The sequence below is a fragment of the Clostridioides sp. ZZV14-6150 genome (genome assembly GCF_020657875.1).
Lineage (GTDB): Bacteria > Bacillota > Clostridia > Peptostreptococcales > Peptostreptococcaceae > Clostridioides.
On sequence record NZ_JAGWDA010000021.1, the window covers coordinates 39133 to 53140 of the forward strand.

At 29.8% G+C, this 14008-nt stretch carries 9 protein-coding genes; all 9 read right to left on the bottom strand.

Annotated elements, in window-relative coordinates; translation table 11 throughout:
• Positions 1-46: 46 nt before the first annotated feature.
• The 9 genes from hprK to KGF41_RS18500 all read right to left on the bottom strand — a co-directional run bounded on the left by hprK (position 47) and on the right by KGF41_RS18500 (position 13551).
• Complete coding sequence (gene hprK / locus KGF41_RS18460; protein ID WP_227435572.1) at positions 47-976, bottom strand: HPr(Ser) kinase/phosphatase; 930 nt, start codon at positions 974-976, stop codon at positions 47-49.
• A complete protein-coding gene (gene uvrC / locus KGF41_RS18465) occupies positions 976-2793 on the bottom strand; it encodes an excinuclease ABC subunit UvrC (RefSeq protein WP_227830039.1) in 1818 nt (605 codons plus the stop codon). Before uvrC ends, hprK begins: the two co-directional genes overlap by 1 nt.
• 228 nt (positions 2794-3021) lie before the next feature.
• Positions 3022-5847: an excinuclease ABC subunit UvrA gene (gene uvrA / locus KGF41_RS18470; RefSeq protein ID WP_227830040.1), complete on the bottom strand. Its 2826-nt coding sequence runs from the start codon at positions 5845-5847 to the stop codon at positions 3022-3024.
• An 18-nt stretch (positions 5848-5865) separates the two neighbouring features.
• Complete coding sequence (uvrB, locus tag KGF41_RS18475; protein WP_227830041.1) at positions 5866-7836, bottom strand: excinuclease ABC subunit UvrB; 1971 nt, start codon at positions 7834-7836, stop codon at positions 5866-5868.
• A gap of 187 nt (positions 7837-8023) precedes the next feature.
• Positions 8024-9286, bottom strand: a complete 1263-nt coding sequence (locus KGF41_RS18480) for an ectonucleotide pyrophosphatase/phosphodiesterase (protein WP_227830042.1) — start codon at positions 9284-9286, stop codon at positions 8024-8026.
• A 103-nt stretch (positions 9287-9389) separates the two neighbouring features.
• A complete protein-coding gene (locus tag KGF41_RS18485) occupies positions 9390-10694 on the bottom strand; it encodes an extracellular solute-binding protein (protein ID WP_227830043.1) in 1305 nt (434 codons plus the stop codon).
• Between the two features lie 30 nt (positions 10695-10724).
• Entirely contained in the window at positions 10725-11585 is an 861-nt protein-coding gene (locus tag KGF41_RS18490) for a carbohydrate ABC transporter permease (RefSeq protein ID WP_227840595.1), read from the bottom strand.
• A 42-nt stretch (positions 11586-11627) separates the two neighbouring features.
• Entirely contained in the window at positions 11628-12497 is an 870-nt protein-coding gene (locus KGF41_RS18495) for a carbohydrate ABC transporter permease (RefSeq protein ID WP_227830045.1), read from the bottom strand.
• Entirely contained in the window at positions 12481-13551 is a 1071-nt protein-coding gene (locus KGF41_RS18500; RefSeq protein WP_227857047.1) for an ATP-binding cassette domain-containing protein, read from the bottom strand. Before KGF41_RS18500 ends, KGF41_RS18495 begins: the two co-directional genes overlap by 17 nt.
• Between the last annotated feature and the right edge of the window lie 457 nt (positions 13552-14008).

A 14008-nucleotide genomic window follows, 5' to 3' on the forward strand; every position in this document is an offset into this window, starting at 1 on the left:
TATTTTATAAATATTCTATACAATTTTATTTTATATACATTTTCTATTACTTAGTATCAATCAGTTTTGATAGTTTCTTAGTAAATTCTTGGGCTGCATCATACCCCATTCCTCTTTGTCTAAAATTCATTGCTGCTACTTCTAGTATCATAGCAGTATTTCTTCCAGGCTTGACAGGAACAACTAACTTCTCTACATTAACACCAAGTATTTCTTCATATTCTTTATCTAATCCAAGTCTATCATAGTACTTATTTTCATCCCAAGCTTCTAAATGTACTACTAAATCTATCATTTTAGAATTTTTGATAGCTCCTACACCGTATAGGCTTCTGACATCTATTATACCTATTCCTCTTATCTCTAGGAAATGTCTTATTAATTCAGGAGACTGACCCATCAACATACTTTCATCTAGTTTTCTTATTTCTACAGCATCATCTGCAACTAATCTATTACCTCTCTGAATTAATTCTAATGCTGTTTCTGACTTTCCTATACTACTCTCTCCCTTTATCAAAACACCTATACCATAAATATCAACTAAAACTCCATGAATCGTTGTATGTGGTGCTAACTTATTATCTAAATAATTTGATAATCTATTTATAAGTCTAGTTGTATTTCTGTTTGTACTTAAGAGTATTCTCTTATACTTTTTAGCCTTTTCTATTACATCTGGCTTTATTTCTAAATCTCTAGAAATTATTAAAGCTGGTATTTCATATGAAAAAAATCTATTTAGTACCTCTTCTCTAATTTCATTATCCATCAATCCAAAGAAATTATATTCTGTCTTTCCAACTATTTGTATTCTCTCATATGCAAAGTAATCAAAATACCCTGCAAATTGTAAACCTGGTCTATTTATATCTTGAGAGTAGACATAATAATCTACATCATCAGGCATGTATACTACTTTAAGTTTTAAATCTTTTATTATTTCTCTTATTGATACTTTATTGCTAGTTTCCATTAATTTTCTTCCTTCCTAAAAAAATTATAAACATTCTCTGCAATGCTTTTATTCATTCCTTCCACTTCTAAAAGTTCTTCAAAGGTAGCTTCTTTTATAGCTTCTACATCTTTAAAATGACTCAGTAGTGCTTTTTTCCTTTTTTCACCTATCCCTTGTATATCATCTAAGATAGATTTTGTCAAAGCTTTATTTCTTAGACTTCTATGATATGTTATTGCATAATTATGAACTTCTTCTTGTATACTAGCAATAAATCTATATAAACTAGTTGTTTTATCCAACTCGATTTCTTTTTCTTTACATATTAACCCTTTAGTTCTATGCTTATCGTCTTTGTACATTCCCCAAAGTGGTATGTCTACATCATTAAGTTCTAATACTTTTTTTACAGCACTAACCTGTCCCTTTCCTCCATCCAACAATATAAGGTCAGGTAAATTTCCATGTTTCAATCTTCTATCTACAATTTCAGCCATAGAATCATAATCATTGGGTCCAATAACCGTTTTTATTTTATATCTTCTATACTCTTTTTTATCTTTTTTAGCATTTGTATAGACTACCATAGAACCAATTGAATCTACTCCTTGTATATTTGATATATCAAAAGACTCTATTCTTATCGGCAATTTTTCTAAGTTTAACAATCGTTTTAATTCTTCTAATGCTCCAATACTTTTTTCATATTTTCTTTTGTTCATATCAGAAAATTTTTCAAGGTACTCTACTGCATTTTTTCTAACCATTTCAACTAGACTTTTTTTCTCTCCTTTTTGTGGTACTCTTATTGTTACTTTTTGTCCTTTTTTAGACGATAGCCATTCTTCTAATATACAACTGTCTTCTATCTCATCTTCTATAATTAGTTCTTTAGGTATATACTCTTGTTCATTGTAAAATTGTTTTACAAATGAACTTAATATAGAAGCTCTTGGACTATCCATTACCCCTTCTAGGATAAAGTGTTCTCTCCCAACAATCTTACCATTTCTAATAAAAAATACTTGTACACAGGCTTCATTATGAGCTCTTGCCATGGCAACTACATCCTGATTTAAATCGGTTACAGTAGCATCTATTTTTTGTTTTTGTATCATTTCTTCAAGACCCTTTATTTTATCTCTATATATAGCTGCTTCTTCAAATCTAAAATTCATAGAACTCTCATTCATCTTTTCTTTTAAGAGCTCCATCAACTTTTCTTCTTTCCCAGATAGACACATTATAATTTCTTCTATCATCTTTCCATATTCTTCTTTAGATACTTTTCCTGTACAAGGCCCCAAGCATTTATTTATGTGTAAGTTTAAACAAGGTCTTGTTTTATTTTTTATTGCTTTTTCTATATCTATTTTACAACTTCTTATTGGATAGGTACTATTTATAAGGTCTAAAGTATCATTTACCGCAGTTATATTGGTATATGGTCCAAAATACTTTGCTTTATCTTTAAGCACTCTTCTAACCTTTAAAATTCTTGGATAATCTTCATTTGTAGTTACTTTAATATATGGGTAAGTTTTATCATCCCTAAGTAGCACATTATACTTTGGTCTATATCTTTTTATTAAATTACATTCAAGTATTAATGCTTCCAACTCTGAATCCGTTATAATATATTCAAATTTATATATATTCTTAACCATAGATTTGACTTTAGATGTATGGTTTTTTGAAGATTGAAAATACTGCCTTACTCTATTTTTTAGAGATATAGCTTTTCCCACATATATTATGTGGTCGTATTTATCCTTCATTAAATATACGCCAGGCTCAGAAGGTAATTTTTTTAAGTGGTCTTGTATATCAAACATCTCGCCCTCCAAAACATTAAATTTTATATTAAAATTATACCCTAAAATATGAAAATTAAAAAGTTATTCAATTTCCAGCATTGTACACAAGTTAAAGTCCATATCATCTTCTATAATTGATTTAAAAGCAATCTCAAATACGAAGAACAATATGGACTTTATGTTTGGTAATTATCTACAATTTATTTTTATATATTTACAGTTAAAATTTTACACAGTTTGTACAACCTAAGAGAAATATTTCTTTAAAAATTGACCTGTATAAGAACCTTCAACTTTAGATACTTCTTCTGGTGTTCCAGTTGCAACTATAGTTCCACCTTTATCTCCACCCTCTGGCCCTAAGTCTATTACATAATCACAAGTCTTTATAACATCTAGATTATGTTCTATGACTATAATTGTATTTCCTGTATCTGCTAATCTTTGTAATACGTGAATTAACTTATCTACATCTGCCATATGAAGTCCTGTAGTAGGTTCATCTAATATATATAAAGTCTTTCCTGTTGGTCTTTTACTAAGTTCTGATGCTAATTTTATACGTTGTGCTTCTCCTCCAGACAATTGAGTTGAAGGCTGTCCCAATTTAATATATGAAAGACCTACATCCATTAATGTATCTAGTTTTCTTTTTATGTTTGGTATATTTTCAAAAAACTCAACAGCTTCTTCTACATTCATATCTAGTATATCAGATATAGTTTTATCTTTGTATTTTACTTGTAATGTTTCCCTATTGTATCTTTCACCCTTACAAACTTCACAAGGAACATATACATCTGGTAAAAAGTGCATCTCTATTTTTATTATTCCATCACCTTTACAAGCTTCACATCTACCACCTTTTACATTAAAACTAAATCTTCCTTTTTTATAGCCTCTTGCTTTCGCTTCATTAGTAGCTGCAAAGATATCCCTTATAAAGTCAAATACCCCTGTATAAGTGGCTGGATTTGAACGAGGTGTTCTTCCAATTGGACTTTGGTCAATATTTATAACCTTATCTATATTTTCAATTCCTTTTATTTCTTTGTGCTTACCAGCTCTTTGTTTAAGTCTATTTACTTTACTTGCAACACCTTTATAAAGTATGTCATTTATTAGTGTACTTTTCCCAGAACCTGAAACACCTGTTATGCATGTAAACTTACCTAATGGCAATTTTACATCAATATTTTTTAGGTTATTTTCTGATGCTTTGACTACTTCTATAAAACTTCCATTTCCTTCTCTAGTAGTCTCAGGAACTAATATTTGTTTTTTTCCACTTAAATACTGACCTGTTATTGAGTTTTCATTTTCTATTATTTCATCTAAAGTCCCTTGTGCAACTATCTCACCACCATGTATACCTGCACCAGGACCAATATCTATGACATAATCAGCTTCTCTCATTGTATCTTCATCATGTTCTACGACAATTAAAGTATTTCCTAAATCTGTTAGATGTCTAAGAGTGCCTATGAGTCTGTCATTATCTCTTTGATGAAGACCTATACTTGGCTCATCAAGCACATATAACACTCCAACTAATGCTGAACCTATTTGAGTTGCTAACCTTATACGTTGTGCTTCTCCTCCTGAAAGTGTTCCAGCTTTTCTTGATAAATTCAAATAATCAAGACCAACATCTCTTAAAAACTTAGCTCTTCCCTTTATCTCTTTTATAATCTCATGAGCTATAAATCTTTGCTTTTCTGTAAGAGTTATATTTTCCATAAAATCTATCAATTCATTAACAGATAAGTTTGTTACTTCCATTATATTTTTTCCATCAACTAAAACAGATAAAACCTCTTTTTTAAGTCTCAATCCCTTACATTTTGGACAAGGTCTTTCTGCCATATACTCTTCAATTTTATCTCTCATATACTCTGAGTTAGTTTCTTTGTATCTTCTCTCTAAGTTTACTACTACACCTTCAAAATATGATTTATAATTTCTAGTTCCTCCAAATTTTGATTCATAAACAAACTCTACCATTATATTATCCTTACCATAAAGTAACTCTTGAACAAAATCTTCTGGTAAATCTTTAAATGGAGTTGTCAAAGATACATTAAAATGCTCTGCTAAACTTTTTATCATTTTGCTATAATAAGTATCGTCGTTGACACCTGTTGAGCCCCATGCAGCCACTGCACCTTGTTTTATTGATAAATCTTTATTTGGTACAACTAGTTCTGGGTCAACTTCTTTACTTTCTCCAAGACCATTACAAACATCACAAGCACCAAAAGGAGCATTAAATGAAAACATTCTTGGAGATAATTCTTCTATCCCAATTCCATGTTCTGGACATGCAAATTTAGTTGAGAAAAGAATCTCTTCTCCATCTATTATCTGAGCTATTACAAGACCATCAGATAGTTTAACCGCAGTTTCAATTGAATCTGCAAGTCTAGATTCTATTCCATCTTTAACTACTATTCTATCTACTACTACTTCTATACTGTGTTTTTGGTTTTTAGTTAAAACAATATCATCACTTACTTCATAGTTTTCGCCATCAACTCTAACTCTTACAAATCCTTCTTTTTTAATATTATCTAAGACCTTTTTATGTGTACCTTTTTGACCTCTAACAATTGGTGAAAGTATTTGCAGCTTCGTTCTATCTGGAAAATCTAGCATTTTATCAACTATTTCTTGAATAGTCATTTGACTTATTTTTTCACCACAAGTAGGACAATACACATCACCTACTCTTGCAAATAATAATCTCAAATAATCATATATTTCTGTTACTGTTCCAACTGTAGAACGTGGATTCTTTGAAGTAGTCTTCTGGTCTATTGAAATAGCTGGTGATAAACCTTCAATATACTCTACATTTGGCTTTTCCATTTGCCCTAAAAACTGTCTAGCATAAGCAGACAAACTCTCTACATATCTTCTTTGGCCTTCTGCATATATCGTATCAAACGCCAAAGATGACTTTCCAGAACCAGACAATCCTGTAAAAACTATAAACTTATCTCTTGGTAAATCTAAATCTACATTTTTTAAATTATGCTCTTTTGCTCCTCTTATTATAATTTTATCTTCCATAACCTTGTTTTTACCTTTCTATTTTTCCAATTTTTCTTCCAACTGTTTTACCTTATCTCTTAATTCGGCCGCTCTCTCAAATTGTAAGTTTTGAGCAGCTTCCATCATCTCTGATTTTAATTTTTCTATATTATCTTTTATCTCTTCTTTATCATCTGTATCAGTTATTCCATATACAACTTCTTCCTCTGCTACCTTAGTTGCCTCTATACTATCTCTTACACTTTTTTGTATAGTCTTAGGAGTTATGTTGTGTTCTTCATTATATAAATTCTGTATAGCTCTTCTTCTTTTTGTCTCATCAATAGCATTTTGCATTGAATCAGTTATCCTATCAGCATACATAATAACTCTTCCATTTTCATTTCTAGCTGCACGTCCAATAGTTTGTATTAACGCTGTTTCGGAACGTAAGAAACCTTCTTTATCTGCATCTAAAATCGCTATAAGTGAAACCTCTGGTATATCTAGACCTTCTCTAAGTAAATTTATTCCTACAAGTACATCAAATTTTCCTAGTCTTAAGTCTCTTATTATCTCTGTTCTTTCTAATGTAACTATATCTGAATGTAGATATTTAACTTTTATTCCTATTTCTTTAAGGTAATTAGTTAAGTCTTCACTCATTTTTTTAGTCAAAGTGGTTATAAGCACTCTTTCATTTTTTTCTATTATTTTAGTTATTTCTCCTACCAAATTGTCTATCTGATTATTTATAGGTCTTACTTCTATAATTGGATCTAAAAGACCTGTTGGTCTTATTATTTGTTCTGCTATAGTTTCGGAATGTTGAATTTCATAAGGACCTGGTGTAGCACTTACAAACAACATTTGATTTATATTTCCTTCAAATTCTTGAAAATTTAGTGGTCTGTTATCAAGTGCAGAAGGTAATCTGAATCCATTTTCTATAAGAGAAGTTTTTCTTGACCTATCTCCTGCATACATTCCTCTTACCTGTGGAATAGTAACATGTGCTTCATCCACAATTATCAAATAATCATCTGGAAAGAAATCCATTAGTGTATATGGTCTTTCTCCTTCTTCTCTTCCAGTAATATGTCTTGAATAGTTTTCTATTCCCTGACAAAATCCTATTTCCTTTAACATTTCTATATCATACTTTGTTCTTTGCTCAATTCTTTGAGCTTCTAAAAGTCTATCATTTTCTTTAAAATTCTCGATTTGTTGTTGAAGTTCATCTTCAATTTGAACAATTGCGTTTTCAATTCTTTCTGGTGTTGTTACATAGTGAGATGCGGGGAAGATAACAACATGATTTCTTGTCCCAACAATCTTTCCTGTTACATAATCAATTTCTGTTATTCTATCTATCTCATCACCAAAAAACTCTATTCTTATTGCTTTTTCATCATTACTAGCTGGAAATATTTCTAATATATCCCCTCTAACCCTAAAAGTCCCTCTTGTAAAATTTATATCATTTCTTTCATATTGTATCTCTATTAACTTTTTTATTACATCATCTCTATCTCTTTGCATACCAGGTCTTATAGATAACATAAGTTCTTTATAATCTTTTGGGTCTCCCAAACCATATATACAAGATACTGAAGATATTATTATTGTATCTCTTCTCTCTAAAATAGATGCTGTAGCAGAATGTCGAAGTTTGTCTATTTCGTCATTTATACTTGCATCTTTTTCTATATAAGTGTCACTGTGAGCTACATATGCCTCTGGTTGATAGTAATCATAGTAACTTACAAAATATTCAACTGCATTGTCTGGGAAAAATTCTTTAAACTCACTATAAAGTTGTGCTGCTAGTGTTTTATTATGAGCCATTATTAGGGTAGGTTTTTTAACTTGTTGTATTATATTTGCCATTGTGAATGTTTTTCCTGAACCCGTTACACCTAACAATGTCGAAAATTTTTCATTTCTATTTATAGAATCCACTATTGATTTAATAGCTTCTGGTTGGTCACCTGTTGGTTTGAAGTCTGACTTTAGTTTAAAATCCATAGTATCACTCCTTCTTTTCGAACATTAGTTCCTAACATGTATTATTATATCATACCTTTCTAGAATTGTTTCAGTTATTTTAAATATTTTACCCATTTAAATTTTACTTAAATCTAAAATATAAAAAAAGACTTCTATCTTTATAATAGAAGTCTATAAGTAATGGAAAATAAATACTTTATCAAGTTTATATAATGAAGTCAAATGCTTCTTTTTCAACTCCGTCTAGTTTCAAATTGAATAGTTTTAATATAGTTGCTGCATGAGCTCTTAAGTCGCCTTCTTCCTCTACTACACCTGTTTTTATTTTAGGTCCAAAAGCTATAAATGGAGGTCTATTACCCTTAGTAGGTAAATGACCATGTGTAGCCACAGCAAACTTGTAATCTTTTATATCGGAATCCTTTATAATATTTCCTTCTAAATCATTTCCAAATGAAATTCCTTCAATTCCTTCAATTACCAGTTCAAAATCGCCTTCAAGTCCAAGATTGGATGCTTCTTCTCTGGTAAATATATTCTCTATAAATAATTCTTCTTTAAACTCTTCAAGCAATGCTCTTAACTCTTCTAGTCTATTTGAGTTATTTACTATTATCTGTGCTGATATGCCTGATGAATTTACATAGGCATCAAAATTCTTAACCTCATCATTTTCTACTGTTATAAATCCATGTGATTTAAGTAAAACATTTGGATTTACGACTTTATCAACTCTAAGATGGCCATGGTCTCCAAGTATTATAAAATTGGTATCTTCATATGTACCCGCATCCTTTGTAGCCTGAATTATATCTCCTAACCATTTATCATTCATTTTCAGGGCTTCATTTACTTCTTCATTAAACAAACCATGATTATGTCGTGTATGGTCCAAAGTTGCTAGATGTATTAACATTAAATCTGGATTATATTCTTTTATTACATCTACCGCACAATTTACTCCAAATAAATCCATATTAGGCTCTAATTTCCAATCAATATAATGGCAATGTCTATCATAAATACTATCCATTATAACCTTACTTGAACTTTTTTCAAAGGTTTCTCTTGGGTCATCTTCTCTATTAGGAGCCCATATCTCTGCAATGTTATAATCTATATTTGGATTTGCACCCATTACAGGCCATAAGATACTAGAAGTGGTCAAATTATTTTCCTTTGCTACATCTATAATTGTCTTTACTTTTATATCTTTTGAATGCCAATACCAATCTTTATTTTCTTTATTTGGGTCAAATTTTTCATTATGATATATTCCATGTTTTTTAGGATATACCCCTGTGACCATACTTGTATGACAAGGATATGTTAAAGTTGGATATACACAATTTATATTTTTCACCATAGAACAATTTTCTAAGATAGATTTAAAATTTGGTAGATTCTTTACAAATTCTAAATCTTTTTCAAATAAAGAATCTACTGATAATACTATAACTTTTGTCATTTACATTACCTCTTCATTCATATATTATTGAATACTTTCAATCAAGCTATAATCTATATATGTTACAAATAATATTTTATCAACATTTTATACATCTCTATAATTATTTATTAGTCTTGTCTATTACTGCTTGCATTGCAGAAGTTCCTTTATTTACTGCATCTTTTGGCGCCACATTTAAATCAGTAAGACCTTTTTTAATCTCATCCATTAACTTGTCAGTTGCTTCTTTATATCCATTTAGCATTGGAAGGGCAACAGCATATTGTAATTGGTCAGTTGCAACTTTATATTGTGGCTTTTCTTTATACAATGTTTGTAATTTTTCTGATTTAGTTGCATCTTCAGTTGTTGGTAGATATCCTGTTGATGAACTAAATTGAACTATTTTATCTGTTTGAGTCATCCATTCTATAAATTCTGCACTTGCATCTTTCTCTTTATCTGTTCCACCTTCAAGCATAACTAAGTTTGCTCCACCTGTAGGAGTTGCATATTTTTGATTTTTTGGTAAAAATGCTGTTGATATTTCAAACTTACCATCTGTTTGTTGCATAAGACCTGCTAAATCTGCTGTCGATGTAAATATCATACCAACTTTACCATTTACAAAATCTTGCTTTGCTACATCCCAAGCATTATAATCTTCACCAGGTGGCATTTTCATTACTCCAGATTTCATCATATCTTGCCAGAATTTAACTGGTGCTTGACCTGCTTCATTATTAAATGCTACTTTTTTTCCATCAGTTATTTCTCCTCCACTTTGCATTACCATCGCTTCATAGAACCAAATATCTATTGGAGTTTCAAATCCATAAGTATCTTCTGATTTATTTGTCATTTTACTAGCATATGTTTTAAGTTCTTCCCATGACTTTGGCCCTGAAGGGTCAAGACCTGCTTTAACTGCCATGTCTTTATTTATGTATAATATCGGTGTGCTTCTATTAAATGGCATCCCAACAAATTTATTTTCATAATATGAATTTGTTAGAAGACCAGAAAAGAATCTTTCTTGGTATGCCTTATCAAAGTATTTACTCATATCTACTAAAGCTCCTGCTGATGCAAATGTACCTGTTTGAGTTATTTCTAATAATGTTACATCTGGTTGGTCTTTAGAAGTTAATGCAGCTTGTAATTTTGTTGCATTTTCATAGTAATCTTTTTGTTTTAGCATATTCACTTGTATATCTTTATGCTCACTATTAAACTGGTCAACCATTTTTTGTGCAGTTTCACCATTAGTTCCACCCAAAGGTGCCCAGAAATCTATCTTTGTAATATTGCTATCTGTCTTTTCTCCTTTAGATGTATTTGAGTCATTAGAATTTGAACACCCAACTAAAGAACCTACTAATAATGTTATTGCTAATCCTGTTGCTAATTTTCTTTTAAGCTTCATTTCCATCCTCCAAATTTAGTTTTTGACTTTTTATTTTATTCCTGAATACATAAAAGCTTCTTTTACTTTTTTATTTGCAAATATATAAACAAGAATTATTGGTAAAATTAAAATTATATTTCCTGCCATTATTACATTCCATGCAGTAATTCCTTCTGAAGATTTAAGAAGAGCTACTCCGATTGGTAAAGTTCTTATTGCATCTGTATTTGTCATTACTAAAGGCCAGAAATAGTTATTCCAGTGATATATAAAATTAAATAATATAAATGTTATTACTGCTGGTTTTGCCATAGGAACCATTATTTTAAACATTATTTTTAAGTCCGAAGTATTGTCTAATTTAGCTGCTTCAATAATCTCATCTGATATCTGCATAAAATTTTGTCTAAGCAAAAATATACCAAATGAAGATGTCATAAATGGAATTATAAGTGGCACATATGTATTTATAAATCCAAATTTACTCATCATCATATATACAGGTAAAAAAGTTACTTGTGGAGGAATCATAAGTCCTATGAGTAATAGTCCAAACAATACCTTTTCACCTCTAAATTTAATCTTAGAAAATGCATAAGCTGCAGGAACCATCACTAAAAACTGTATGATTAAAATACTACCTGTCACAAAGATACTATTTAATAAATATCTAAAAAATGGCCCTGAATTCCATGCTGTAGTATAATTTCCTAGTACTATATCATTTGGTATTATTGTAGGTGGTAGTTGCATCATTTCTTGTGGGTTTTTAAAAGATGTCGACAACATCCATATAAAAGGGAATATAAATATTGCAGATAAAAGTACTAGAATTAATACTTCTATTGATTTTGATACTATTTTCTTTATATCAGCTTTATCTTTTTTAATAGGTCTTATAATATCCATTTTGTCCTCCTTTTTAATACGCCTCATAATATATATTTTTCTTTATTGATAATGAACTTTTTTTGATAATAGTCTGAAATTAGCATATGTAGCAATCATAACTATAGCTAATAAAAACATACTTGCTGCACTTGCTTGCCCTATATCGTAATATATAAATCCAGACTCATATATATAATAAGATAACATGTTGGTTGAACCTAATGGACCACCTTGTGTCATTATGCTTATTTCATCAAATACTTGAAATGATGCTGTTGTTGTTGTTATCATGAGAAAAAATATTGTTGGCGATAATAGTGGTAATGTTACCTTAAAGAAATTAGTTATCTTGTTTGCATTGTCTAGCTTAGATGCCTCATATATATAATTTGGTATCGATTTAAGACCTGATAAAACTATTAAAATATTATATCCCAGAGTTTTCCATATGCCTATTAAAATCAATGACATCAATGCTGAACTTTCACTTGAAAGCCATTTTGATGTTGGTAAGTGTAATACTGACAGTACCCAGTTTAAAAAACCATATTGAGGTTCCATAATCCAAAGCCATAATACAGCCACAGATACAAGTGAAATTACATGTGGTGTAAAGATTATACTTTGTGTTAAATTGTGTATTATAGAGTTTTTGTTTAACCAAGTAGCAAGTACTATAGCTAGTGATATAGATATAATTACCATAAAAAAAGTATAAATTGCTGTATTTGTTATAGTTTGTATAAACTCTGGATTTTTTAAAAGCTCTGTGTAATTGTTTAATCCTACATTTTCAAAAGTTGAACTAAGAAGACTTCCTGATTTGAAACTCAGTGATATTGTCTTAAGTATTGGATATACTATAAACAGTAAAGTTCCTATAATTGCAGGTGTTATGTACAAATATGCTTTATTAAATTGCTTTTTCATAAATATCTCCTTTGATTTTAGAATACATATTCTTACATTCTTTTATATCATCTATTCTTTGCCCATCTTTATCAAAATAATATAAATCCTTTTCTAATACAGTTACTTTCAAAGTCTTCCCTATATCAAATATATCATTTTCTGTTTTAACCCTTACTTCACTGTTAAGAACAGATAAACAGTATATAGTTTCGTTTCCTAATACTTCTTTAGTTATAACCTTTCCAAACAAATTAAAAGCATCATCATTTTTTATATCTATATTTATACTTTCTAGTACCGCTTTTTCAGGTCTAAATCCAAGTTTGATATTATCCTTCATATTTAATATGTTCATACAAGGATTTCCGATAAATTGTGCCACAAACAAATTTTTAGGGTCTTGATATATTTTCTTTGGAGAACCTATTTGCATTATCTCTCCTTTATTCATTATAACTATCTTATCCGCCATTGACATTGCTTCAACTTGGTCATGAGTTACATAAACAAATGTAGATTTTAACTTTTGATGTAACTGTATTAATTCTGTTCTCATCTGATTTCTTAGTTTTGCATCCAAATTTGATAATGGTTCATCCATTAAAAATACCTTTGGATTTTTAACCATCGCTCTAGCCAATGCTACTCTCTGTCTTTGTCCTCCAGACAAATTTCCTGGCTTTACATTTAAATATTCTTGTAATCCAACTATATCAATAACCTCTGTTATAAGTTCTTCTCTCTTTTCTTTTGGAACTTTTTTATTCTTTAGACCAAATTCTATATTTTCTCTAACAGTCATATGCGAATATAATGCATAATTCTGAAATACCATAGCTATATCTCTCTTACTTGCATCAGTTCTTGTTACATCATTTTCTTCAATTTTCAAATTGCCTGAAGTTATATCTTCAAGCCCAGCAATCATTCTTAGTGTAGTAGATTTTCCACAACCACTTGGGCCTACCAATACCGTAAAAGAACCATCTTCTATAGTAAGGTTCAAGTTTTCTATAACAGTGTTCTTTTTATCATAAGATTTTGTGACATTTTCTAGTCTTATATCTGCCATTTTTTATCCTCCTCAAAATACTTTGTTTAGTTATACGATTTACTTATAAATTAATAATACTCTTTATTTGTAAAGGATATATTAAGTCAAAGTGAACATATAGTAAATTTATTAAAATAAATGTTAAATCACATATATTTTCTGTTAAATTATACTAAACTTAAATAAATATACTGACTATAAGATAGAATGAAAATAAATAAAATAACGGATATAGAAAATTAGACATAATAAAAAAGACCTCTATGGGGGATAGAGGCCTTTAAGTGGGGGAGATTGAGTAATTTATTTTTGCTATTAAGTTTTACAATTATATTATGTCCCAAATTTGCCATGTCTAAACACAAAAAATAAAAATTTTTTATTTTTTATAAATTTACACAAAAAAAGATTACGTGGCTACGTCCTACTCTCCCAGGCAGTTTCCCACCAAGTACCATCAGCGCTAGAGAGCTTA